The organism is Sphingobium sp. JAI105 (assembly GCF_015752145.1).
Lineage (GTDB): Bacteria > Pseudomonadota > Alphaproteobacteria > Sphingomonadales > Sphingomonadaceae > Sphingobium > Sphingobium xenophagum.
On the sequence record NZ_JADOUC010000002.1, the window covers coordinates 498,791 to 522,333 of the forward strand.

At 59.8% G+C, this 23,543-nt stretch carries 20 protein-coding genes and 1 pseudogene; 9 read left to right on the top strand and 12 right to left on the bottom strand.

The window, feature by feature from the left end:
• Window positions 1-2 precede the first annotated feature (2 nt).
• The 4 genes from IWY39_RS19780 to IWY39_RS19795 are packed head-to-tail and all read left to right on the top strand — an operon-like array spanning window position 3 to window position 2,725.
• A complete protein-coding gene (locus IWY39_RS19780; protein WP_107126309.1) occupies window positions 3-851 on the top strand; it encodes a fumarylacetoacetate hydrolase family protein in 849 nt (282 codons plus the stop codon).
• Complete coding sequence (locus IWY39_RS19785; protein WP_181316866.1) at window positions 848-1,375, top strand: VOC family protein; 528 nt, start codon at window positions 848-850, stop codon at window positions 1,373-1,375. The genes IWY39_RS19780 and IWY39_RS19785 overlap by 4 nt, the downstream gene beginning before the upstream one ends.
• A gap of 1 nt (window position 1,376) precedes the next feature.
• Entirely contained in the window at window positions 1,377-2,090 is a 714-nt protein-coding gene (locus tag IWY39_RS19790) for a 3-oxoacid CoA-transferase subunit A (protein WP_107126310.1), read from the top strand.
• A complete protein-coding gene (locus IWY39_RS19795; RefSeq protein WP_107126311.1) occupies window positions 2,087-2,725 on the top strand; it encodes a 3-oxoacid CoA-transferase subunit B in 639 nt (212 codons plus the stop codon). The genes IWY39_RS19790 and IWY39_RS19795 overlap by 4 nt, the downstream gene beginning before the upstream one ends.
• Before the next feature lie 22 nt (window positions 2,726-2,747).
• Here the strand turns inward: IWY39_RS19795 and IWY39_RS19800 are convergent, their stop codons facing one another.
• From IWY39_RS19800 to IWY39_RS19815, 4 genes are read right to left on the bottom strand one after another with little or no spacing between them, the layout of a single operon-like run.
• The gene (locus tag IWY39_RS19800; protein WP_107126312.1) at window positions 2,748-3,401 is read right to left on the bottom strand and encodes a glutathione S-transferase family protein; all 654 of its coding nucleotides are present in this window, start codon (window positions 3,399-3,401) and stop codon (window positions 2,748-2,750) included.
• Between the two features lie 28 nt (window positions 3,402-3,429).
• Window positions 3,430-5,481, bottom strand: a complete 2,052-nt coding sequence (locus IWY39_RS19805; RefSeq protein WP_107126313.1) for a 3-hydroxyacyl-CoA dehydrogenase NAD-binding domain-containing protein — start codon at window positions 5,479-5,481, stop codon at window positions 3,430-3,432.
• A 31-nt stretch (window positions 5,482-5,512) separates the two neighbouring features.
• Complete coding sequence (locus IWY39_RS19810) at window positions 5,513-6,658, bottom strand: acyl-CoA dehydrogenase family protein (protein ID WP_107126314.1); 1,146 nt, start codon at window positions 6,656-6,658, stop codon at window positions 5,513-5,515.
• A complete protein-coding gene (locus tag IWY39_RS19815; protein WP_107126315.1) occupies window positions 6,655-8,370 on the bottom strand; it encodes an FAD-dependent monooxygenase in 1,716 nt (571 codons plus the stop codon). Before IWY39_RS19815 ends, IWY39_RS19810 begins: the two co-directional genes overlap by 4 nt.
• Before the next feature lie 435 nt (window positions 8,371-8,805).
• On the opposite strand from IWY39_RS19815, the gene IWY39_RS19820 reads away from it, so the two are divergent.
• On the top strand, window positions 8,806-8,988 hold the full coding sequence (locus IWY39_RS19820) for a hypothetical protein (protein ID WP_145169835.1): 183 nt from the start codon (window positions 8,806-8,808) through the stop codon (window positions 8,986-8,988).
• 32 nt (window positions 8,989-9,020) lie between these two features.
• Here IWY39_RS19820 and IWY39_RS19825 read toward each other — a convergent pair whose 3' ends face one another.
• Together IWY39_RS19825 and IWY39_RS19830 are read right to left on the bottom strand one after the other, a co-directional pair.
• A complete protein-coding gene (locus IWY39_RS19825) occupies window positions 9,021-11,138 on the bottom strand; it encodes a PQQ-dependent dehydrogenase, methanol/ethanol family (RefSeq protein ID WP_410000752.1) in 2,118 nt (705 codons plus the stop codon).
• The gene (locus IWY39_RS19830) at window positions 11,139-13,442 is read right to left on the bottom strand and encodes a TonB-dependent receptor (protein WP_107126317.1); all 2,304 of its coding nucleotides are present in this window, start codon (window positions 13,440-13,442) and stop codon (window positions 11,139-11,141) included.
• 201 nt (window positions 13,443-13,643) lie between these two features.
• Here IWY39_RS19830 and IWY39_RS24155 point away from each other — a divergent pair.
• Window positions 13,644-13,898, top strand: a pseudogene (locus tag IWY39_RS24155) (integrase); the annotation flags it as partial.
• 2 nt (window positions 13,899-13,900) lie between these two features.
• On the opposite strand, the gene IWY39_RS19835 reads toward IWY39_RS24155, so the two are convergent.
• A complete protein-coding gene (locus IWY39_RS19835) occupies window positions 13,901-14,632 on the bottom strand; it encodes a helix-turn-helix transcriptional regulator (RefSeq protein ID WP_107126319.1) in 732 nt (243 codons plus the stop codon).
• 98 nt (window positions 14,633-14,730) lie between these two features.
• On the opposite strand from IWY39_RS19835, the gene IWY39_RS19840 reads away from it, so the two are divergent.
• Complete coding sequence (locus tag IWY39_RS19840) at window positions 14,731-15,042, top strand: VOC family protein (RefSeq protein WP_107126320.1); 312 nt, start codon at window positions 14,731-14,733, stop codon at window positions 15,040-15,042.
• A 204-nt stretch (window positions 15,043-15,246) separates the two neighbouring features.
• On the opposite strand, the gene IWY39_RS19845 is transcribed toward IWY39_RS19840, so the two are convergent.
• The 3 genes from IWY39_RS19845 to IWY39_RS19855 all read right to left on the bottom strand — a co-directional run bounded on the left by IWY39_RS19845 (window position 15,247) and on the right by IWY39_RS19855 (window position 17,959).
• Window positions 15,247-16,662, bottom strand: a complete 1,416-nt coding sequence (locus IWY39_RS19845; protein ID WP_107126321.1) for an aldehyde dehydrogenase family protein — start codon at window positions 16,660-16,662, stop codon at window positions 15,247-15,249.
• Window positions 16,663-16,821: 159 nt separating this feature from the next.
• Entirely contained in the window at window positions 16,822-17,493 is a 672-nt protein-coding gene (locus tag IWY39_RS19850) for a 4-carboxy-4-hydroxy-2-oxoadipate aldolase/oxaloacetate decarboxylase (protein ID WP_107126322.1), read from the bottom strand.
• A 31-nt stretch (window positions 17,494-17,524) separates the two neighbouring features.
• Window positions 17,525-17,959 carry a GFA family protein gene (locus IWY39_RS19855; protein WP_107126323.1) on the bottom strand — a complete coding sequence of 145 codons (435 nt, stop codon included), beginning with the start codon at window positions 17,957-17,959 and terminating at the stop codon, window positions 17,525-17,527.
• Window positions 17,960-18,216: 257 nt separating this feature from the next.
• Here IWY39_RS19855 and IWY39_RS19860 point away from each other — a divergent pair, with 257 nt between their 5' ends.
• On the top strand, window positions 18,217-18,657 hold the full coding sequence (locus tag IWY39_RS19860; RefSeq protein WP_107126324.1) for a MarR family winged helix-turn-helix transcriptional regulator: 441 nt from the start codon (window positions 18,217-18,219) through the stop codon (window positions 18,655-18,657).
• Between the two features lie 127 nt (window positions 18,658-18,784).
• On the opposite strand, the gene IWY39_RS19865 is transcribed toward IWY39_RS19860, so the two are convergent.
• Window positions 18,785-20,284 carry a CoA-acylating methylmalonate-semialdehyde dehydrogenase gene (locus IWY39_RS19865; RefSeq protein ID WP_107126331.1) on the bottom strand — a complete coding sequence of 500 codons (1,500 nt, stop codon included), beginning with the start codon at window positions 20,282-20,284 and terminating at the stop codon, window positions 18,785-18,787.
• Between the two features lie 94 nt (window positions 20,285-20,378).
• Between IWY39_RS19865 and IWY39_RS19870 the strand changes: the two genes are divergently transcribed.
• Entirely contained in the window at window positions 20,379-21,263 is an 885-nt protein-coding gene (locus tag IWY39_RS19870) for a LysR family transcriptional regulator (protein ID WP_107126325.1), read from the top strand.
• A 46-nt stretch (window positions 21,264-21,309) separates the two neighbouring features.
• Here the strand turns inward: IWY39_RS19870 and IWY39_RS19875 are convergent, their stop codons facing one another.
• On the bottom strand, window positions 21,310-23,424 hold the full coding sequence (locus IWY39_RS19875; RefSeq protein WP_186441906.1) for an acetate--CoA ligase family protein: 2,115 nt from the start codon (window positions 23,422-23,424) through the stop codon (window positions 21,310-21,312).
• Window positions 23,425-23,543: the final 119 nt, after the last annotated feature.

The window sequence follows — 23,543 nt, forward strand, 5'->3', positions numbered from 1 at the left end:
TCATGAAACTCGTCAGTTACACACAGCATCGTAAAGCTGGTTACGGCATCCTGAAAGACGACGGGATCGTCGATGCGGCGAAGCGCCTGCCAGACTATCCCGATCTGGCCTCGCTGCTCGCCGATGTCACACCGCTGAGGCACTTGGCTGACCTGCCCGCCGACATGGCGCTGGCGGACGTGACGCTGCTTCCCCCCATTCCCAACTCGGGCCGGATCGTCTGCATCGGCCTCAACTACAAGTCGCACATCGCGGAAACCGGAAGCGATACGCCGCAATATCCCATATTGTTTCCCCGCTATCCTTCCTCGCTGGTGGCCGACGGCGCGCCGCTGATCAGGCCCAAGCTGTCGGAACGGTTTGATTTCGAAGGTGAACTGGCGGTCGTGATCGGGCGTCCTGGCCGCCATATCGCGGCAGAGAGCGCGCTTGATCATGTCGCTGGCTATGCCTGCTTCAATGACGGATCGATCCGCGACTTTCAGAAACATACCTCGCAATTCATGGCGGGCAAGAATTTCGATCGCTCGGGCAGCTTTGGCCCCTGGCTCGTGACGCCGGATGAAGCGGGTGATGTTAACGCGCTGCAGTTAAGGACGACCCTCAACGGCGAAATCGTCCAGCAAACCGGCCTCAATGACCTGTTGTTTGGCGTAGAAGCGCTGATCGCTTACATGTCCCAGATTTGGGAACTCCAGCCCGGCGATGTCATCGCGACGGGGACCACCGGCGGCGTCGGCGCCCGGCGCGAACCGCCATTGTGGATGAAGCCGGGCGACCGGGTGGAAGTCGCCATCGACAGGCTTGGCACCCTGTCCAACCCGATCGCCCAGGAGGAGGATGCGGCATGACCTCTCCCATAAGACTGGCGCACATCGTATTTCGCACCAACGATCTGCCCGCCATGCAGAAATGGTATTGCGATGTGCTCGATGCCCATGTCGTATTCGGCAACGCGCATATCGCCTTCATCACCTATGATGAGGAACATCATCGCATCGCCCTGATCGCGACTGAACCCTTCGCGCCGCCCCCGCTGGTCAAGACTGTCGGCTTTTACCATGCTGCCTTCACTTATGCGGGATTGCAGGAACTGCTTGATACCTATGACCGGTTGCTCGCGAAGGACATCAAGCCCTGGCGCACCATCAATCACGGCCCGACAATGTCCTTCTATTATGCCGACCCGGACGGCAACGATGTGGAACTTCAGGTGGATCGCTTTGCCGACGCGCTCGACGCGCAGCAATGGATGATGGGGGAGGCCTTCTCCAACAATCCCATTGGCATGGAAATCGACCCGGTCGACATCCGACGGCGTCTGGAATCGGGCGAAGCCTTCGACTCCATCATGCGTCGCGCGGACGAGGGGTGATATGATCGACAAACGCTGCGACGACGTGCAGGCTGCGCTGGCAGGCATAGCCGATGGCGCGACGATATTGATAAGCGGCTTCGGCGAAGCGGGCAATCCTACCGAACTCATTCACGCGCTCATCGATCAGGGCGCGCGCGACCTGACGGTCGTCAACAACAATGCAGGTAATGGCGATGTCGGCTTGGCGCGCCTGATCCAGCAGAGGAGGGTGCGCAAACTGATATGCAGCTACCCGCGCAGCCCGCTTGGTTATGTCTTTGACGATCTGTACCGCGCGAGGCAAATCGAGTTGGAGGTCGTCCCGCAGGGCACACTGGCCGAACGAATCCGGGCAGGCGGCGCGGGCATCCCGGCCTTTTACACACCGACCGCAGTCGGCACCGACCTGGCGCAGGGCAAGGAAGTGCGCGAATTTGACGGCCGCGCCTTCCTGATGGAGCGCGCCATTCGCGGCGACATCGCCCTGATCAAGGCGGAGGCAGGCGACCGCTGGGGCAATCTGGTCTATCGCAAGGCCGCACGCAATTTCGGGCCGGTCATGGCCATGGCCGCCGATCGCACGATCGCGCAGGTCCGTCATTTCCGGGCACTCGGGGAAATCGACCCGGAAACGGTCGTGACGCCGTCAATCTTTGTCAAAAGGATTGTCTGCGTGCCCAACCCCATCAGCGAGCGTGACTATCTGCGACAATTGGAAAGGGAACGGGCATGATCGGATGGACGCTGGACCAGATCGCCGCGCGCGCTGCACAGGACATTGAAGATGGCGCGTTCGTCAATCTCGGCATCGGCCAGCCCGAACGGGTGGCCGATCATATTCCGGCCGACCGGGAAGTGATCCTGCATAGCGAAAACGGCATATTGGGGATGGGTGCCAGGCCCTCGGAAGAGGAGGAGGACATGGACCTCATCAATGCCGGAAAGAAGCCAGTAACGCTTGTAGCTGGCGGCGCATATTTTCATCATGCGGACAGTTTCGCCATGATACGGGGCGGCCATGTGGACGTCTGCATTCTTGGCGCGTTCGAAGTCGCGTGCAATGGCGACATCGCCAACTGGTCTAGCGGTTCGGGGGGCGTGCCTGCGGTCGGCGGGGCCATGGATCTTGCGGCGGGCGCAAAAAGTCTGCGTGTCATCACCTCGCATGTCACGCGCAAGGGCGAACCGAAACTGCTGGCGCAACTGACGCTCCCGGCGACCGGGCGTGGTGTCATCGACAGGATCTACACCGATCTGGCCGTGCTCGACACAGCGGGCGATCGTTTCCGCCTGATCGAACTCGCCCCGGGCGTCACCGCGGACCGTCTCTGCGCGATGACCGACGCACCGGTGATGATCGCAAGCTGATCGTCACCGGCAGGGTGGGCGCTTAAAGAACAATATCCGCGATGCCCATGGCATCGAGCGCTGCCTGCTCTCGCGCCAGGACGCGCGCGAAGGACGGCCGGGCGCGGACCCGCTCCGCATGAGCGACCAAGACAGGGAATTGGTCGAGCGGAAATCCGCCCTTTTCCGCCGTGCTGAACGCCCAGTAGAGATAGGTGTCGATGATGGACCAGGAGGGGCCGTACCACCAGCCCTGCGCGATCCGCTCGGATAATGTGATACACTCCTGCAACATTTTGTCGATTCCGTCGGCCCGCACGCCCTCGGGATCGCCGCTGGTCCATTTCGCTGGCATGCGGATCTGGCGCACGATCGGATGGATCGTGCCCGAACACCAGACTAGATCCGACAAACCCTGGTACGCCTGCAAAGGATCGTCCTGCGCTGGCAACAAGGATGCAGCGGGATATTGGCTATGCAGGAACCAGAGGATCGCGGCATTTTCGGTCATGATATGGCCCTTGAAGTCGATCGCGGGCACCTTGCCCTTGGGATTAACGACCAGATATTCGGGCGCCTTCTGGCCCAGCGCGCGCATGTTCACGCTGACATCATCGTAGGAGAGGCCGATCTCTTCGAGCGCATTCATGGTGACGCGCGAACAAGCCGCGGGAAAATGATAGAGGGTGATCGTCATGCTGTGTCTCCGCGGTTTTTCGATGCTGTCAGCCGATACTCTGTGCCAGCGTGTCCAGTGATGCCCCGCTCGCAACCAGCTTCTGCAGGGCCGGGGACGGCGCCACCCCGATGGAGCGCAGGCCGTCGGCCAGGTTGCCCAGCCCCATAGCCCGCGCGAAATGCATCGGGCCGCCGGTGTGACGCGGCCAGCCATAACCGTTGACCCACACGACATCGATGTCACCCGGCCGGAGCGCCACGCCCTCCGCCAGAATGCGTATGCCCTCGTCGATCATCGGCAGGAACAGCCGGTCATGCATCTCTTCGCTGTCGATCAGCCGCTGGGCGATACCATGATCCTGTGCGTAGCGCCGGACGATGGCGTCCGCAGCGAGGGAGGGTACGGCTTTGCCTGCTATGTCGTAATCGTAAAAGCCCGCACCCGCCTTCTGCCCATGACGGCCTGCTTCGTTCAACCGTTCCCGAATTGTTGCGCCACTCGACGTCGTCGCGCTCCACCCGAGATCCAATCCCGCAAGATCAGCCATGCGAAATGGCCCCATGGGAAAACCGAAAGCTTCGATGATCCTGTCAATCGCCTGTGGGGTCGCGCCTTCGGCCAGCATCGCTTCGGCCTCAATCCGGCGAACGGCCAGCATGCGATTGCCGATAAACCCATGGCAATTGCCCGCTACTACTGGCACCTTCCCGATCTTGCGCGCCAGCGAAAGCCCGCTAGCGATGATGTCGGGTGCCGATTCCCTGCCCCGCACGACCTCCAGCAATCTCATGATATTGGCTGGCGAAAAGAAATGCAGCCCCATTACGTCCTGTGGGCGTCGCGTAGCAGCGGCGATCGCGTCGATGTCCAGATAGGATGTGTTGGATGCAAGGATCGCGCCTGTCCGTGCGACCTGATCCAGCATGGCGAAAATATCCTGCTTCACTCCCATCGATTCATAGGCGGCCTCGATGATCAGATCCGCCTCGCCCAAATCTTGATAGGCATCGGATAGTTCAAGCTGCCGCAATGCGGTGTCCGCCTGGGCCCGGGCCATGCTCCCCTTGGCAACATCGCGCACCAGCCGGGCTTCGATCGCATCGCGCGCTCTGCACAGGACGGCGGGCTGCTGCTCGACAAGCATAACTGATAGCCCGGCCGACAGCATCGCAAGGGCAATCCCCGTCCCCATCGTTCCAGCACCAACGATGCCTACCCGTTCCATCCGCCGCGCCGCGACGCCGTCCAGTCCGGGAAGCTTGAACACCTCTCGTTCGGCAAAATGCAGATGGCGCAAGGCCACGGACTGGGGACCAGTGCGCAATTTGAGGGACACGGTCCGTTCGTTCGCGACCGCCTCATCGAACCCGATCCGTATAGCGTTGCGCAGCGCGTCCAGCGCTGCGGCAGGCGCTTCCTGCCCCAGGATGCGGGCTCGATGCTCCTGCGCGAATCCGTCGATGATCGCCAATGCGTCGCCATCGGCGTTCACAGGACGCGACCGCACCGGATGCACCTCCCGGTCCGCCAGACCCAGCGCATAATCGCGCGCGCTGTCTATCAGGGCATCCGGTGCGACCACCTGATCGACCAGTTCCAACCGGTCGGCCTGCGCAGCATCGATCGGCTTACCCATGACGATCATCGGCAACGCATCGCGAAGCGGGATCAGGCGCGGCAGGCGTTGCGTGCCGCCTGCACCGGGTATCAGCCCCAGCGTCACCTCGGGCAGCGCCAATCTGGTGCCAGTCGCGCACAGGCGGCCATGGCACGCCATCGCCAGTTCCAGCCCGCCGCCCAGCGCAGCACCATGAACTGCGGCGACCACAGGCTTGCGCGATGCTTCGATCGCATCAAGCACATCGGTCAGCGATGGCGCAGCTGCGGCACGATCGAACTCGCGGATATCCGCGCCGCCGCAAAATATCCTGCCGGTCCCAACGATCAGGATCGCCTTGACGGCGGGGTCTGCCACCGCTCTTCCCAGGGCCTCGCGCAGGCCTCTGCGGACAGGCAGCGAAAGGGCGTTCACGGGCGGATTGTCGATCGACACAATCGCCACGGCACCATCGCATGCGTACAGCACAGGCGACATCATGGCTGGGGCAGCAGCGGGGCGGTGCGTCATATCAGCCGCCACGACGCACCGTCTCGCGCGCGATGATCAGCTGCTGGATCTGGCTCGTTCCTTCATACAGGCGCAACAGGCGGACGTCTCGATACAGTCTTTCGATGCCATAATCGGCGATATAACCGGCTCCGCCGAATATCTGCATGGCGCGGTCGGCGACACGCCCGACCATTTCCGTGGCGAACAGCTTGGCGGCGGCGCTTTCCAATGTCAGCTCACACCCTGCATCCTTCAACGCAGCAGTCTCCAGCACCAATGCCCGTGCAGCCAATGCCTCCGTCTTGGAGTCGGCAATCATGGCCTGGACCAGCTGGTGCTCCGCAATGGACTTGCCGAACTGTTGGCGATGGGTCGCATAAGTGACGCTGTCTTTGATCAATCGCTGGGCGATGCCGACCGAGAGTGCGGCAATGTGTAATCGCCCGCGATCAAGCACCCGCATCGCGATCTTGAAGCCCTCCCCTTCCTCGCCCAGCCGGTTCGCGACAGGCACGAGCACGTCATCGAATATGACATCGGCGACCTTCGCACCACGCTGGCCCATTTTCCGTTCCGGCTCGCCCACTGACACGCCTGGCATGTCTCGCGGCACCAGAAAGGCCGAAACCCCACGTCCTCCGGGGGTTTCGCTCGTCCGGGCCATTACGGTGAACAGCGATGCCTTGTCAGCATTGGTGATAAATCGCTTCGTACCGGTCAGGCGATATAGGTCGCCCTCCCGCCGCGCGACGGTTTTGACGGAACCGGAATCCGATCCCACATCCGGTTCGGTCAGCGCAAAGCTGGTGATGATCTCGCCGCTGGCAATTTGAGGTAGCCATAGCGCCTTCTGCGCGTCGGACCCGGCCATAACCAGACCCTGACTGCCGATACCGACATTAGTACCGAACACCGATCGGAAGGCGGGCGTCGTATGCCCGAACGCAATGGCAAGATGTGCCTCCTCGACCATGGTGAGGCCCAGCCCGCCATATTCTTGTCCGATCGACAGGCCAAACAGGCCCATGGCCTGCATCTCGGCAACGATCGCCTCGGGAACGGAGTCCCGCTCCTCCACCTCCGCCTCCAGCGGGCGCAGTCGTTCGTCAACAAAGCGCTGGACCGTGTCGAGCAGCAGGCCAAATGTTTCCGCGTCCAAGCTCATGACGCCATCGTCTCGCCGACCCGCCAGCCCATCACCTGATCGATCGCCTCCGCCAACGCGGAAATCCGGTCACAGACATGCTCAGGCTCGACCCACGCGATCCGCCCGTCGGGCCGTACAAGGACGGCGAAGGGCGTGCCACCCCAGAAATCGCCCATGCTGGCAACCGGGCTGCGCATCTGCGGATCGACCGGAACGATATGTACCGCTATGCGATTGCACGGCAGCGCATCCACCGCCGCCTGCCACGACGCGAGGTCTTCGCGCGGCGCGAACAATGTCATGCCATCGAACCGCAACATATCGATCGAGGCAAGATCCGCATCGATCCAGACATGGGGAATATGCCCTCCCGGTTGCAGGCTGGGCATATAGCCTTCGTTCGGTGGAACGGGGCAGGCGATCATGCGCGCGGGCGGCAGGAACGCGCCCGCCTCCGGCGACGCGGCCACTTCCAGCTTCAGGAATGAGAAATGCGGCATCTGGTTGTTGATGGCCCTCTGGATCTGCGCAAAGCGGGGATGATCGGGGTCTGCCTTCAGCGCGTCGATGGTTGCCTGAAATTGCGCCCTGTCCCCATCGCAGCCTATCGCCTTGTCGACTTCGCTCATCCGGGAATGGTTCGATACGGACTGATTGGTATTGCGCACGGCGGTCGGGCGGCATTCCAGTTCGTAACTGTCGAGCAAGGCGTCACTCGCCTCGCCGCGTAAGACCGCGCCCAATTTCCAGATTAGATTCTCGACATCCTCAACCCCGGTATTGAGACCCAGTCCCCCCGTCGGCGGAAAACGATGACCGGCATCCCCCACCAAAAAGACCCGTTCGTTACGATAGCCGGACGCGACTTGGGCCGACATGGCCCATCGATCGATCGCCGCGAGGGAAAAATCGTGAGGGCGTCCGAACACCTGCTCCATGATGCCGCGGCAGGTTGCTTCGTCGAAGCTTTCATAGGGCGTCGCTTCGGGGTCGTATCGCATCATGAATACCTGCGACCCAGACGGCTGGTGGACGATGAAGAAGCCTTCGAAGGACGTGGACCGGATGAAGAAGATCAGCGCGGGGTTGCGCGCCAGAAACGGCATCATGTCCGATTTGATATGAATGGCCAGGAAATGGGCCAGCGCCTGCGGCCCTTCCATTCGCAAGCCTGCGCTTCGTCGTACTAGGCTAGCCGCGCCGTCGGCGCCGATCAGGTATCGCGTGCGCACCTGTCGCTGTGCGGCGCCTGCGCCGATCGTGACGGTGACGCCATCATCGTCCTGATCGAAATCGACAAAGGATGTGTCGAACGATATTGGATCATGCCCCGCCAAAATCGTCGCCCGTTCATGCAGGATAGGCTCGACGATATTCTGCGGCAGGTTGGCCGAATGGACGGTGCTGATATTCATGAAACGCGGCGTCTTACCCCGCCTGCCGGTCAGATCGAGCCGGCCATAGGTCAGCCCGCCTATGCTCTCGCACCAGGAGATGCTGGTCTGGAGTTCGGGCGGCGTACAAAGCTTGAAAATTTCCTCGGCCGCGCCGATGCGTCCATAGACTTCCATCGTATGTGTCTTGAGGACATGCGCAGATGGCTCGGTGTGCAATCCCGGCCTTTGCTCGATAACCAGATGCTTCAGTCCGATGGTCGATGCAATGGAGGAAGCAAGCAGCCCGGCCGGACCAGCACCAACGATGAGAAGATCCAGGCTCTCCATAGACATGTCTATTCCTTAACGTTGCCAACGTCGCTACGGTCCCCGCCGCACGACCTGTTGCAAGATAGATGGCATGCCATATGCGATTATATCAAGATATTTCTGCGGATAAATGCAATATATTTATGAATGGCATGCCATAACAAGGGCGTCAGATGGTGGCCTCCGTCGAGGGCGCACGCAGCGGATTGGCGACCAGGCCCGCATATATTCCCAACGCGCCTTCCAGCCCCGATTGTTTCGCCCTGCGGAACAGGATCGACAGAACCATCGCAATGTGCTGGTTGACCCAGACGGTGCCGCACGCAAGTAGAGGTGCGACTTCGCAGACGCGTTCGACATCGCGTTCCCCTAGCGATGCGGCCCCTGCCCGTGGGTCAGCAGCGTGGCAATGACCCGATTTCTGCCCCAATCGCGCGGGCGATCCCCCAAGAGCAGGTCATGTTGACCTCGACGCCGCTCTCCGCCCAATTGAGAAAGATGGCTTTGGCGCCGGCCACGGCCGGGTTCCGCTGCGCCGTGAGCCGTCGGGCCATATGCGAAGACGTTGCCCGTCGCCAGATCGAGCGTCGGGATCGTCCCCACGCCATCGATCAGATCGCCATTGATATGCAGTTTGAATGACCTCGCACAATCCTTCAGTTTGTCGCTGATCCTCAACTCCCAGCGGCGAGGGCCTGTCGCGCTCGCTGGCCCAGATAACCGCGAATATCCTCCACCTCGTCGGGTGAGAGCGTTCCGGCGAACCCGGCCATCCCCGCGCCTTTCAGAGCCCCATCCAGCACGATCGCCCAAAACACATCCCTGGAAAGCGCCTGGCTGTGCCGCAGATCAGGCGCGATGCCGGCCGTCACCGCACCTGTCCCGTGGCAGGTCGCACAACTGCGCTCATAAAGTTGGCGGCCTTGCTCTATGCCGGGTCCGATCGGCGCATCGGTAGGCGGATTTGGCAGGGAAAGCGCGGGAAGGGGGGAGACCGGAGGCAATGCAGCCTTTCCATTGAGGCTAAACACCATCAACCGGCTGATATTGCGCTTCTTGCGATCGGCATTCGTCAACGCGCCCGGACCAAAGGCCGCCACCCCGCCATAGCCGACCATCACCGCTACATATTGCCTCCCCTTGATTGCATAGCTGATCGGTGCGGCCATGATCGGACTTTGTGCGTCAAACGCCCACAGCTTCGCTCCATTGTCGGCACGATAGGCAACGATATGACCGGATGCATTGCCCTGAAAGACCAGATCACCAGCCGTGGCCAGCGTGCCGCCATTGAACGCTTCACCGAAATTGACGCGCCATACCGCCTTTTGTCGCACTGGATCCCAGGCTACCAGCGAGCCCTTGATCGAGGATCGGATGGCGGCCAGGCTCTCAGGATCGTCGGGTAGGGGCGGGCTGCCCATCGATACGCCCACATTCCAGCCGCGGCGATGATAACGGAACGCACCGTCGGGAGCGTACAAAAACGGAAAGTTCTGCGTGGGCAGATACACGAGCCCCGTCTTGGGGCTGTATGACATCGGATACCAGCTATGTGCGCCGAGCGGACCGGGCACCTGCAGGAATGGCTTGCCAGTTTCGCTGTACCGGGCCGCAGGATTTTCGATTGGACGCCCCGATTTCAGGTCGATGCCGCTCGCCCAACTGGTCGGCGCAAAGGCCTTGGCGGAAAGCAGCTTTCCCGTCGCCCGATCGAGCACATAGAAGAACCCGTTCTTGGGCGCCTGCATCAGGACTTTTCGGTCTTTGCCGTCGATCTTGATGTCGGCCAGGATAATGGGCTGGGTCGCGGTGAAATCCCATTCATCGCCCGGTGTTACCTGATAATGCCAAACATAGGCCCCCGTGCTCGGCCGCAGAGCCACGATCGACGACAGGAACAGATTGTCGCCCTTACCTGCGCTGCGCAGCTTACGGTTCCACGGCGATCCATTGCCCGTGCCGATATACAGCAGGTCGAGAACGGGATCATAGGCCATGGAATCCCAGACGGTGCCGCCCCCGCCCAGCTTCCACCACTGACCGAACCAGCTTTTCGCGGCCTTCGCCAGTATCGGCGCTTCAAATGGCTTGGATGGATCGCCAGGTACGGTGTAGAAGCGCCAAGCGCGTTCGCCGGTCTTGGCGTCGTAGGCTGATACATAGCCGCGCACGCCATATTCCGCGCCGCCATTGCCAATGATGACCCTGCCCTTTATGACGCGGGGCGCTCCGGTAATAGTGTATGGTTTGGTCGGGTCGATGGTCAGCACGGACCAGAGCGGACGACCCGTCGCGGCATCGAGGGCGACAAGTCGTCCATCGAGCGTGCCGACGAACACACGCCCATCTGCGACGGCCACGCCCCGGTTCACGACATCGCAACAGGCGTTGACCGCCCATTCGCGCGGGACTTTGGGATCGTAACTCCAAAGCAGCTTACCCGACGCGCCGTCATAGGCTTTGACCATGCTCCATGCGGTCGAGACATAGAGCTTGCCGCTCACCACAACTGGCGTCGCTTCCTGCCCCCGATCACTGTCGAGGTCGGCATACCAGTCCAGCCCCAGATGCCCGACAGTATGGGCATTAATGTCACTCAATGGGCTATAGCGCTGCTCGTCGGCCGTGCGTCCATGTTCCGCCCAATCACTATCGCCTCCATCGCTCCCGCAGGCCGACACCCATATCATCAAAATGATCAGAGCCGCCTTCGCCTTTCTCGACTGCTTTGCTGCCCCGGATCGATCAGACGGCATGCTATTGGCGTCTGGACGGTCACGCATGGCCATTCAGGATCCGAACCGGAAGTTCGCCCGGACGCCATATGTGCGGGGTGCGGCGATATCGGCTGTGAAGAGGCCGCCGACAAAGCTCGCTTGTATTCCACCATTATAATAGACTGTCTTGGTGAGGTTGCGAGCGAAGACGCCGATAGACCAGCGATCGCCTGCAGCCCGATAGGTGAGGTCTGCATCGACGACTGCGTAGCTACTCTGCCGAGCCGCCTTAATGAAATCGATGCTCAGCCATTTTCCAGTGGAATAGGTGAGCGTGCCACCGACAGTCAGGCTTGCATCGTTAGGCATCGTGAAAGCATGCTGATAGGAAGCTGCGCCCGTGAATTTCGGGACGCGCGCAACCTGGAACCCTTTGCAATCGCCGACGATAACGGGAAGTGGGCCGTTGTTGGTCGTGCTTCCACTGGGATCTGCGTAGGGAAGGGTTGCGCCGGGCGCATAGGGCCCACTTAGTGGACATCCCGTGCTCCCAGGCTGAAGAAACGGGACTGGGGTCCTGAAGAAGAAGCTGTCGTAACGACTGTGGACATATTCGCCGGTCAGGCTGATCGTATCGGCTTCGGTCGGGCGCGCCACGATATCGAATGTGCCCCCGTACAGCGTCGCGTCGCCGGAATTAAAGGTAATGAAGTTTACGTTGTTCAGCGCGTCGAAATTGACACGGGAATCCTGAATGGCCTTATATGTCCAGTGAAATGCGCTGACATTGACCTGCAGGCGGTTGTCGAGAAAGCGGTTGCGCGACCCGATCTCGAACGCGCCAAGCTTCTCGGGCTTGTACACGTTGAGCGGCTCTATAGTTTGTGAAAATCCGCCCGATTTGAACCCGGTGCTATAGGTGACATACAGCATGTTTTGCGGGCTGAGATCGAACTCAGCACCCAATTTGTAGGTCGCGCCGCTGAAGGATTTCCGGCCGCCGAAATTTTCCAATAGTGCCGGTGGCTGCTGCGCTTGATCCGTTATCGATCCGCTGAGCGATCGTTTTTCATGCGTGTAGCGAATCCCGCCAATGATGCGCAATGCGTCAGTAACAGAAATAGTAGTCTGCCCGAATGCCGCATAAGAAATGCTCTTGGGCGAATAAATGATCCGGTAGTTTTGGAGTATGTTTCCCCCATCTACAAGAATAAGGCCGTCCGATGAACTTTCGTTGAAATAGTATCCGCCAACCACCCACGTCAGAGCGCTGGACGAATTCCCAAAACGCGCTTCAAGCGAGCGCTGCCGAGTAACAACCTGCGATTCATAACGTTCCGCGAAATGGTTGGCATAATTGGAGTCGAGATAGCGATAGGCCGGCAGGACGGTCAGAGTCGCGAACGGCAAGTTCCAGTCGAGCTGTGCGCTTACATTATATAATGTTGTATCTCGGTATGTGTCTGGGGCTATGTCCTTCAGAAGGGGGCCAAGAGGACCAAATGAATCAAGATATGCATTCGCCGCAGCTGAAGATTGCGCCTCGTACGGGCTGGAGCCAGGACGCCTTGGCAGGTACACGGCATTGTTTCCCTTGCCGCCAAGGTGGGAGTAGTCACCATTAAGCCGGAGCGAAACATCGGGAGATGGCTCCCAGTAAAAGCGCAAACGACCGGATTGCTGAATATCGTCGTTGGATCCATCGGAAATATAACCGTTCCGGTGAACGACGTTGAATGCACCTCTCAGCGCCGCCGTCCGGCCGATCGGCAGATTCACCGCGCCGCTCGCCTGGCGCATGTCATAATTGCCGACTTGAAGGTTAAGGTCGAATGTGCGCGCGCCCAACTTGGCGTCGTTAGTGATGACGTTTACCGAACCGCCGTTCGCATTGCGGCCATAGAGCGTACCTTGCGGACCCTTTAAGACCTCGATGCGGGCAAGGTCATAGAAATTGCCGTTCAACCCGTCGGGTCGCCCTACATAAACGCCATCGACGTTAAAGGCTACGCCAGGACTCGAAAGCGGGCTTACCGAGTAGTCACCAACGCCGCGAATGTAGATCTGCCCATTGCCTCCCCCATTACTGATGCTAACGCCCGGCGCAAGCTTTTGCAGGGCAGCCACATCCGTTACGCCAGCTTTTTCCAGGTCACCACCACCAAGCACCTGGATCGTCAGCGATGCTTTTTGAAGGTTCTGCTCACGCCGCTGAGCTGTGACGATGATGTCAGAAATTTCCGCGCCACCCGATACGTTTTGATCCGCAGCGGATACATTCGCCACCGGGGCGATTTGCGCAGAGGCGCCGCTTGCATAGATGCTGGCACTGGCTAAAAATATCGCGAGCGTTCGGGCGCGAGAATAGCTGATCATTTCCCCTCCATATCTTGCTTATGCAAGAAATCTTGTTGTGTCCGGTGATCTGATTGCCGGCCAACGTTTCGACTCGTCAACAATATGGCATGCCATATTAAGATTCAACTCGTATTTTTACAAGATTATTGAGAGATAATGGATATATGGCATGCCGTCATGGATTTGGTGGTATCGAGAAACGTAGGTTTGGAGACAGGTTTGTTTCACTTCGCCGCCAATGCGGCAGAATCTCGACCCTCACGATCGAGATCAAAATCACGGCTCCGGAATCGTGCGCTTTTCGATCTCGCAATCGATAGCAAGCTGCGTGGCTGTGACTTGTTGAAGATCAAGATTAGCGATATCGTTTCCGATCAAAAATTTGGACCCGAGCCGCTGTCGTAAAGGACAGGCAGACCTGTTCAATTTGAACTGATGGACGATGCTGGTGCGAGCCTGCTCAAATGGCTCGAGCTTCAGAGTTCATTCCAAGGCTTGAAGGACGGTTCAGCTTGGAGCGATGCCAACTCCTCCTCGCGCCAACGCTGCCAGCGCCGCCGAAGTTCACCTGGACGCAGCCCGATCGGCTCATCAACAATCTCTGCGAACTGGATTCTGTCACTGCGAAAATGACGAAATGCCTGGCGAAGTTCGCACCAGCCAATGAGCAGCCGGCTGGTCTCTGCATAACCCAGGGTGACCGGCCAAACCACTCGTTCCGTCGTCTGTTTTTCCGCAGAACAGTAGATGAGCCGCAGCTTGTGCCCATCGCGAATGGATTGTCGAAGAGTGGTGGCAAGCGTGTCCGAAGGTTCGGTTCGCAATGGCTGTCTCGCGGTGACGCTTGGTTCGACAATGAAGGGCCGCAGATCTTCAGGGATCGACGCGGCAATTTTCGCGACCAAGTCGCGCGCGGCATTGGCAAGCGGGCGCTCGGAATGGGCGGACACCCATTGCGCGCCCAATACCGCCGCCTCGATTTCATCAGCGGTCAGCATGAGCGGTGGCATGTCATAGCTTCGATCAAGCACGTAACCGAAACCTGCTTCACCATCGATCGGCACCTGCTGACCGACAAGGTCGTTGATATCGCGGTAGACCGTACGCTTCGAGACCTCCAGTTCCTCAGCGATCGCGGCGGCTGTCACCGACTGCTGTGAACGACGCAATATCTGGATGATCTGAAACAAACGGTCCGCTCGACGCATCGCCACTGACTCCTGCTGCCATAACGGTGGCAACAGCGTTGTGCGACAAGCCCATTATCAAGACTACAGGAAAACAGCTCTTATAAAACGGGAATGAAATGAAACTCGCATCAGTCCGCCTTATCGCTGCCGATATCAGCCAAATGGTCACTTTTTATGAGATGATTCTCGACCTCAAGGCCGAATGGCTCGCCCCGGTGTTTGCCGAAATCGTTACGCCCGGCGCAACGCTGGCAATCGGCGCATCTGAAACCGTCGCCCTTTGGAAAGAGGGAAGCGGAGAAGCAGGGGCAAACCGCACCGCCTTTCTGGAATTCCAGGTTGAAGACATTGACGCTGAATTCGAGCGACTGAAGGACAGGGTGGACGTGGTGCACGATGTCAAGACGATGCCTTGGGGCTGTGGATAGGCGCCGAAGCGAACCCCCTTCGAATTATTTCCATACCATTGTATTTCAATAAGAAAATATCCGGAGCCGGGGTCCTGATAGGCGCGGATAAGGACCCCGCCAATATCCCCTTCACCATGTCTTTTCAGATAGTTGCGTTACACCAAGGCAAGGGTCCGTTGCGGCGCCGAATCTCACGCAGGAATCTAGATTTCAAAAGCTACATTAATTGGATAGCGGCACAACGTTGACGATATGTGCTTGCGTATACTCATGAAGCCCGTCGAGGCCGAGTTCGCCGCCGAAGCCCGACTGCTTGGCGCCTCGAAACGGAATGGTCGCATCAATCGCAAGATGTTGGTTCACCCAAATTGTGCCGGAATCAATCCGCATGGCGACATCCGTCGCACGCACCAGGTCGCGACCCCATACACTCCCCGCCAGCCCGAACTCTGAATCATTCGCGCGCGTTATCACGTCTTCAATGTTGGTATACTTCAACACGGGCAGGACAGGCCCGAATTGTTCCTCGCGCACCAGCCGCGCATCGTCGAGCAGATCGCGCACGATCGTTGGCGGAATAAAATAACCCGGACGGTCGAGTGGATCGCCGCCAGCCAAGATCGTGCCATTCTCCCGCGCATCGGCCAGGAATTCCTTCACCTTTTCGAATTGAGCGAGGTTCTGGACGGGACCGATCTGCGCGCCCTGCTTGGTTCCTTCGTCAACGACCGCTGCCTTAGCCAGCGTCGCGAGTTCGTCGCAGAATTCATCGTACATCGTCGCCGGGACATAGGCGCGCTTGACTGCCACGCAGATCTGGCCCGCGTTCAACATCGCGCCTTCGTATACGCGTTTGGCAATTGCCTTGGGATCGACATCGTCCAGTACGATCGCCGCGTCGTTGCCGCCCAGCTCCAGCGTCACGCGCTTGACCGTCCCGGCCGCCGATTGCATGACTTTCTTACCCGTCGCGGTGGACCCGGTAAACGTTACCTTCGCAACGTCCGGGTGGCCGGTGAGCGCAGGCCCCAGATCATTCTGATCGCAGATTATGTTGACGACGCCAGCAGGCAGAATCTCGCGACAGATTTCGCCGAACAAAAGTGTCGTCAGCGGTGTCGTCGGCGCTGGCTTGGCCACCATCGTGTTGCCAGCGACGAGCGCAGGCCCAAGCTTGTTCATCAGCAGAATGAGTGGGAAATTCCAGGGCGTGATAGCTGCGACCACGCCAAGTGGCGTGCGATGCTCAATGACCCGGCTTTCGCCGTCCTCGCGCAAAATTCGCTGCTCAGGCCGCATGCCGACAAACGCGCGAAGAGTGAAGACGCTGCCCATGACCTCATAAGCGGCCTGATGAATCGGCTTGCCTTGCTCTGCGGTCAAGATCCGGGCAAACTCATCGACCCGCGCTTCAAGCGCGTCGGCAAGCTTTGCAACCAGCGCCGCGCGCTCGTTGATGGGCGTCGCTGCCCACGCCGGAAAAGCCATTTTGGCAGCAGCGACTGCCTCATTGAGGAGTGACAGGTCAGCCCGGGGGCAACTTGCAAAGGCCTCGCCGGTGGCGGGATTGATGACATCGAACGACGCAGGACCACTTTCGAACCGCCCGTTAATCAGCATGTTGAAGTTATGTGCCATATTATCCTCTTATGCTGGCCAAACGATCCTGAAATTGACAATCCAGCGCTCAGGATACTGCGATGTTGACCTCGATATTTTGGTCGCCTTCGTAAGTAGAAGGAGCGCAATTGCTAGATTTGATGCGTTACAATGCACCACATTCGCGGCGTGAAACGTTTATTCATAACGCAGACCCATTTCTACCAACCTGCCGCGCAAGTCGAAGATGTCGAGGCTGTGTTCACCCGCAGCGAGCCGCTGACGCTTTGCTTCCTCAAACGCCTCTCGCGCCTGCGCTTTCTGCAACACATCGGCAGCATCGTCGCGTTTAACCACGCATACGCCATCGTCGTCTGCGATGATCACGTCGCCTGGATCGATCGCTGCGCCTGCGCAGACGATCGGCACGTTGACCGAGCCCAGCGTTGCCTTGACAGTCCCCTGCGCAAAGACCGCCCTTGACCAGACGGGAAAGCCCATTTTTGTCAGGTCCCGCACGTCTCGCACGCCGGCGTCGATGACAAGGCCGCGGCAACCGCGCGCCATGGCTGCGGTCGCCAGCAGATCGCCGAAATAGCCATCTTCACACGGCGAGGATGGCGCGAGGACAAGAATGTCCCCGGCCTGAAGCTGTTCGATCGCGACATGTATCATCCAATTGTCGCCTGGCGGAGCGGAGATCGTAACGGCGGACCCGGCAATCCGCACACCGGCGTAGATCGGCCGCATCCGGCTGGCGAGCAGTCCGATGCGCCCCTGCGCCTCGTGAACGGTGGCGACACCCGCTGCGCCGAGGCCGTCGATCAGCGCCGCATCGGCGCGTTCAAATTGCGTGACCACCCTGGCCATAGCGTGCAATCTCCCTTCAAGAAGCGCGTTTTTAAGCGAGGGGCGCTCGCTCGCGTCCTGCGTCGAACTTTGGCAGGGTTTCGTCAAAACGATCCCAGTCCGGCGCGTCCTTGAAGTATATCACACGCTCCGGCCGGATCGCATTCGGATCGTCGAGCGATCCCGCCTGCACCATGACCACATCGCCGGGCAGATCACCGGATGTATAGATCCTGCCCCCGCACGTGCTGCAGAAATGCCGCGTTACCTTGCCGCCAGTATCACCGCTGTTTGTGAACGAAGTTGTCTCTCCCTGCACCTCAAGTTGCCTCTTGTGGATGCCAATAATTGTCGTGTGGCCAGTCCCGGTCGCCTTCTGGCAATCCCTGCAGCAGCACTGGCAGACGAGCAGGCTGGGACCGGTCAACACGTACCGGATCGTGCCGCACAGGCATCCGCCTTCCAGCTTAATTCCTTCAGCGACCATGATGAATCCTCTTCATTCTCACGCGGAGCCAACCCATCGGGCGATAGTGCAACGTGCCGCGCATTGGCCATCTTCCAGACTCGTCGCCAGACGAGGACGCAGTTACGCTGCCGATCATTCTATCATTAAGAAGCGCGTGCTTATATGTCAACCACCCTGACATGTCCCTTGATATATGAGAAAGGGGCGTTGCGGAGTACGACCGAGGCGCTATCACGGCACTTGGCGCCTGTTTTGGGTTCGCCCCAGGGATAAGAATGATGGATATGTACCGAAGAACGCGAACGATCTATCTGTTTTGGCAAATGAACGTCCGCCTTCAACGGGACATGGAGAATGCTCTTTCTGCGTTCAACATGACGCCGGGCCAATACATCGCCCTCAGCCATCTGCGCAGCAAGCATCAGTATTCTGCTGCGGAACTCGCCCGCAAAACAGGCGTGAGTGCCCAGTCCATGAACGAGCTGGTGTTGGCGATCGAGAAAAAGGGCATGATAGTCCGTGAGGCAGTGGACAAAAATCCGCGCGTGAAGCGGATCGCGCTGACGGTGCAAGGCATTGAAACACTTGCAACAATAGAGGCAGAGATAGACCGCCTCGAAGATTCGCTGCTCTCTGTTATCACCCCCACCGAGGTGAACATCATCCGGTCATCGATGATCGCACTTCTCAATCGTCTATCTGAAGGCCCGCTGTAGATCGCGCTGATTTGATCTTGTTGTCTCTATGTCCGGCCATTCGTTGGCCCCGCGCATTAGCGCGCGGCCAACGGTATCGACCATATGCACCCCAAAAAGGCGCGAACGCCCTTTATATATTCGGTGTTCAACCCATGGTCGGAATGACAAAGCTTTGGTCCATCACCGCGCCACCGCTGGGCCAACGCTGCGTGATCGTCTTGACCCGGGTGTAGAAACGCACGCCGTCCATGCCATATTGGTTCATGTCGCCAAAGCCCGACCGCTTCCATCCGCCAAAGCTGTGATAGCTTACCGGCACCGGGATCGGCACGTTGATGCCGACCATGCCGACTTCGACATTGGCGCAGAATTTCCGCGCATAATCACCGTTGCGAGTGAAGATCGCCACGCCGTTGCCATATTGATGCTTCGTCGGATAGCTCAGGGCTTCTTCGAACGTCTGCGCCCGCACCATCTGCAACACCGGGCCGAAAATCTCTTCATTATAGCTGTGCATGTCCGGCTTCACATGGTCGAGCAGCGTGGGCGCCAGAAAGAAGCCATCCTCATAGCCTTGGAGTGCGAAACCGCGTCCGTCGACAACCAATTCGGACCCTTCATCGACCGCCAGCTGGATATAGTTTTCGATCCGCGCCTTGTGCGCCGAACTGACCACCGGGCCGTAATGGGCGTCAGGATCGCTCGGCACGCCGACACGCAAGCCCGCGATGCCGGTCTCCAGCTTTGCCCGCAGCGCCACCGCGGTCGCCTCGCCAACCGGTACGACCACCGGCAACGCCATGCACCGTTCGCCCGCCGAGCCATAGGCAGCGCCCAGAATGTCGGCGACCGCCTGATCGAGATCGGCGTCGGGCATGACGATGCCATGATTCTTGGCCCCGCCCATGCACTGCATCCGCTTGCCGTTCGATGCGCCCCGTCCATAGACATATTGGGCGATATCGGACGATCCGACAAAGCTGACCGCGCGGATCGCAGGATTGTCGAGGATAGCGTCCACGACCTGCTTATCGCCATGGACGACGTTGAGGATACCCGCCGGCAGCCCCGCCTTCATGGCGAGTTCAGCCAGCCGCACGGGCACGGAAGGATTGCGCTCGGACGGCTTCAGGATGAACGCATTGCCGCACGCGATCGCGGGTGCGAACATCCAAAGCGGGATCATGGCCGGAAAGTTGAACGGGGTAATACCGGCCGCAATCCCGATCGGCTGACGCATCGAATACACATCGATCCCCGGCCCTGCCCCTTCCGTATATTCGCCTTTCAAAAGATGGGGGATGCCACAGGCAAATTCGACCACATCGAGGCCGCGCTGAATATCGCCCTTGGAATCCGAATGCACCTTGCCATGTTCGGCCGACAGCATTTCGGCCAGTTCATCCATATGCGTTTCGATCAGGGCCTTGAGATTGAACATCACCCGCGCGCGGCGCTGCGGGTTCATCGCTGCCCAGGCAGGCTGCGCCGCCTGTGCATTGGCGACGGCGGCGTCCAGCTCGGCGGGATCGGACAGGCGGACCTGCGCCTGCACCTTGCCGGTTGCGGGATCGAACACGTCGCCCAGCCGGGTGGATGCCGATGCCTGATGTTGGCCGCCGATGAAATTGTCGATGATGCGCATGATGCCCTCGCGATAAATGCCTGACGCGGCCATTAGCCTATGGCGTCGAGCGCAAAAATGATCATATCTGCGTATCTGTTGTGCATGGGTGCATATGCTTCACTGGGATGATCTTCGCCTGTTCCTCGCCGTCTCCCGCGCCGGACGCTTGACCAGCGCCGGGCAGGCGCTCGGCGTCAACCACACCACCGTCGCCCGACGCCTGACCGCGCTGGAGGAGGCGCTTGGCGCGCGCCTGTTCGACCGGACCTCGCGCGGGGTCGCGATGACCGCGGCGGGCGCGCTGCTGCTCGACCATGCCGAGCGCGCCGAACGCGAGTTCGATGCCGCCGCCGCCGCCCTGTCGGGCCGGGCCGAAGCGATCGCGGGCGAAGTCCGCCTCGCTACGCCCGAAGCCTTCGGCACCTATATCGTCGCGCCCAACATCGCCGATTTCCGCACCCGCTATCCCGATTTGCTACTGGAACTGATGCCGGAATCCCGCGCCGTCAGCCTCGCTAACCGCGAAGCCGACATCGCCATCACGGTCGATCGACCGCCACGGGGCAAGCTGGTGGTGCGCAAATTATGCGATTATCGGCTCAGCCTTTACGCTTCGGCTGATTATCTCGCCTCTCACCCGCCTATTCGCGACGCGCGGGACGTCGCTGCGCAGCCCTTTGTAGGCTATATCGACCAGATGATCGACATGCATGGCCTGCGCTACCTGTCCGAAGTGGCGGATGAGACACGCCCTGTGTTCCGCTCCAGTTCGATCGTCGCCCAGCAAAAGGCGGTGGCATCCGGCGTAGGCCTGGGTTTGCTCCACCGCTTTTCCGCCGACAGCGAACCGGGCCTTGTCCGCATCCTGCCCGAGCAAGTGGAAATCACCCGCAGCTACTGGCTCGTCCTGCGCCCTGAGCACCAGAAGTCTCCCCGCACCCGCGCCGTCATCGACTTCATCGACGACCTGCTGGCCAGATACCGCACGCGCCTTTGAACGACTGAGTCATCGAGGACGCAGTTTGCAGCGGGGGGTTGGGAACTTATCCTTCGTCAGCTTCGACAATAGCCAATGCGTCAAGGGCTGCGTGTCCAAGCCCTTCGGGGTAGAGAACCAGCGGATTGATTTCAAATTCGCGGATTTGCGTGTTGGCCTCCATGAGCCCAGCGAGTGCCATGACGACATCAATCAGGCTGTCGATGTCACACCCGGGCTGGCCCCTCGTTCCGTGCAGCATCGGCGCCGCCTTGAGCTTCTCAAGTTCAGCCCGGATGCTAGCACGCCCAAGGTCCGAAGGAAACAATCGCCGGTCGCGCATAACTTCGAGCCAGACGCCGCCCAGCCCCACCATCATCGTCACCCCCCAATCGGGGTCACGCTTCGCACCAACAACGAGTTCGATGCCTGAGCGTCCCATCTTTTCGACCAGATAACCGTCGATCGGCAGCCCCGCAGCCCGCGCCGCAAGGCTTTCGCCCATCGTCGTCCAAGCCACCGCAAGGGCATCGGAGTCAGCAATGCCGACCTTCACGCCGCCGACCTCGGTTTTGTGCTGAATGGCGGACGATTGCACTTTCAGGACCACAGGATACCCAATCCGCTCTGCAGTCTGGCGCGCCTCTTCAACCGTGCGCACAAAACTGCCCTCCGGCACAACGATGCCGAGGCGGCTTAACGCTGCCTTGAGAGACGCCTCGTAGGCCAGGTCGTCGGCGGTAAGCACGCCGCCCACCGGCACGCCCCGCGCGCCAGCCTGCTGCGCCTGATCACGCCGTTGGAACAATATGGATAAGGCACGCAGCGCCCGCTCAGGAGACCGGTTGAAGGACCCTTTCGCCGATCGGACCGCCTCCTCGAACCCGTCACTCAATGCCGCTTCACCCCCCACGACAGCGTAGGCTAATGTCTTACCCTCTTTCGTTGCGGCGGCAGCAGCGCCCTCGGTCTTGAAGAGTGGATAGCCCACCGGATCCGGCATCACTGAAATCAGCGATGCAGCCACGCCCGGATCAGCAATCATGACGGAGGCAATTTCACCAAGGAGGGCATCGTCGCGAAGAATTATCGCCGTGACGTCAAGCGGATTGCTGATCGATGCAAAGGGAGGAAGCAACTTATGCAGGCGGGCATCCGTTTCGGACGTGCATTTGGTGAGGGGCAGGCCCAGCTTTTCGCAATAATCAAGCATGAGCGCCTTAGCCGCGCCTGAGTCTGTCAGAATAGCGAGGCCACCGGTCGAAAGTGGTTCGTTACGCACCAGGAGTTCAGCAACGTCAATAAACTCCTCCATCGTCTCTACATGGTGGAGTGGCTCATGCGCCAATATCGCAGACATCACGTCATAATCGCCCGCAAGCGCGCCGGTGTGCGACATCGCGGCTTCACGCGCGGCCACCCCCCGGCCCGGATGCAGCAAGACGATCGTCTTGCCGGCGTCTGAAATCGCGCGGATCGCGGCGATGAACTGTTGGGATTGTCGAATAAGCTCCGCGCAGATGCAGAACACTTTCGTATGGGGATCGCGCGCGAGGGCGTCCATGTAATCGACAATGGAAACACTCCCCTCGTTCCCGGTAGAAACGGCGTAGCTGACGGCCACTCCACGCGCATGGAGCGAAATCATGGCATTCGCCATCATCGCGCCACTCTGCGATATGATGGCGACGGCCGGTCGTCCTTCCAATGGCTCAGGCTTCAACGGCCCGAATGAGAGCGGGACGTTATCGACATAGTTGATCAGCCCAAGGCAGTTTGGCCCCGCGAGTGTAATATCGTTGCGCCGCGCGAATTCCGCGATACGTTCCTGATCTGCCTTGCCCTCGTCGCCCTCCTCGGCAAATCCTGCGGAATAGATGACCGCCGCTTTTATGCCACGATCGACGCACGCCGCGATGGCTGCTTCCACTCCCTCCCGCGGGACCGAAAGAACAGCGGTTTCGATACCGAGAGGCAAGTCGGAAATGGTCGGAACGCAGGGCACGCCAGCGACATCGGTGCGGCTTTTCGAGACCCCATAAAGAGTACCCGGGAAACCAAATCTGATAAGGTTCATGAGCGTGCGTTCCGCCATCGACCCTCCCGCCGAACTAATGCCGACGACAGCCACCGATGTTGGGCGAAGCAGGAGTTCGACATTTGTAGCTTGATCGGTCATCATGGTCTCCCGGCCATCAAAATTGGAACACCGCATCTCGCAACCGCGCGAGCAGGGCGCGCCTATGCGGCCTCCCAATAGCCGGTACTGCACAGCACCTCTTGGCATAGACCGTATAGACA

What these genes read in the sequence shown, in the direction of transcription:
- IWY39_RS19780 (WP_107126309.1), top strand. Translation starts at nt 3, where the DNA reads ATGAAACTCGTCAGTTACACACAGCATCGTAAAGCTGGTTACGGCATC.
- IWY39_RS19785 (WP_181316866.1), top strand. Translation starts at nt 848, where the DNA reads ATGACCTCTCCCATAAGACTGGCGCACATCGTATTTCGCACCAACGAT.
- IWY39_RS19790 (WP_107126310.1), top strand. Translation starts at nt 1,377, where the DNA reads ATGATCGACAAACGCTGCGACGACGTGCAGGCTGCGCTGGCAGGCATA.
- IWY39_RS19795 (WP_107126311.1), top strand. Translation starts at nt 2,087, where the DNA reads ATGATCGGATGGACGCTGGACCAGATCGCCGCGCGCGCTGCACAGGAC.
- IWY39_RS19800 (WP_107126312.1), bottom strand. Translation starts at nt 3,401, where the DNA reads ATGACGATCACCCTCTATCATTTTCCCGCGGCTTGTTCGCGCGTCACC.
- IWY39_RS19805 (WP_107126313.1), bottom strand. Translation starts at nt 5,481, where the DNA reads ATGATGTCGCCTGTGCTGTACGCATGCGATGGTGCCGTGGCGATTGTG.
- IWY39_RS19810 (WP_107126314.1), bottom strand. Translation starts at nt 6,658, where the DNA reads ATGAGCTTGGACGCGGAAACATTTGGCCTGCTGCTCGACACGGTCCAG.
- IWY39_RS19815 (WP_107126315.1), bottom strand. Translation starts at nt 8,370, where the DNA reads ATGTCTATGGAGAGCCTGGATCTTCTCATCGTTGGTGCTGGTCCGGCC.
- IWY39_RS19820 (WP_145169835.1), top strand. Translation starts at nt 8,806, where the DNA reads ATGTTGACCTCGACGCCGCTCTCCGCCCAATTGAGAAAGATGGCTTTG.
- IWY39_RS19825 (WP_410000752.1), bottom strand. Translation starts at nt 11,138, where the DNA reads ATGGCCATGCGTGACCGTCCAGACGCCAATAGCATGCCGTCTGATCGA.
- IWY39_RS19830 (WP_107126317.1), bottom strand. Translation starts at nt 13,442, where the DNA reads ATGATCAGCTATTCTCGCGCCCGAACGCTCGCGATATTTTTAGCCAGT.
- IWY39_RS19835 (WP_107126319.1), bottom strand. Translation starts at nt 14,632, where the DNA reads ATGCGTCGAGCGGACCGTTTGTTTCAGATCATCCAGATATTGCGTCGT.
- IWY39_RS19840 (WP_107126320.1), top strand. Translation starts at nt 14,731, where the DNA reads ATGAAACTCGCATCAGTCCGCCTTATCGCTGCCGATATCAGCCAAATG.
- IWY39_RS19845 (WP_107126321.1), bottom strand. Translation starts at nt 16,662, where the DNA reads ATGGCACATAACTTCAACATGCTGATTAACGGGCGGTTCGAAAGTGGT.
- IWY39_RS19850 (WP_107126322.1), bottom strand. Translation starts at nt 17,493, where the DNA reads ATGGCCAGGGTGGTCACGCAATTTGAACGCGCCGATGCGGCGCTGATC.
- IWY39_RS19855 (WP_107126323.1), bottom strand. Translation starts at nt 17,959, where the DNA reads ATGGTCGCTGAAGGAATTAAGCTGGAAGGCGGATGCCTGTGCGGCACG.
- IWY39_RS19860 (WP_107126324.1), top strand. Translation starts at nt 18,217, where the DNA reads ATGATGGATATGTACCGAAGAACGCGAACGATCTATCTGTTTTGGCAA.
- IWY39_RS19865 (WP_107126331.1), bottom strand. Translation starts at nt 20,284, where the DNA reads ATGCGCATCATCGACAATTTCATCGGCGGCCAACATCAGGCATCGGCA.
- IWY39_RS19870 (WP_107126325.1), top strand. Translation starts at nt 20,379, where the DNA reads ATGCTTCACTGGGATGATCTTCGCCTGTTCCTCGCCGTCTCCCGCGCC.
- IWY39_RS19875 (WP_186441906.1), bottom strand. Translation starts at nt 23,424, where the DNA reads ATGATGACCGATCAAGCTACAAATGTCGAACTCCTGCTTCGCCCAACA.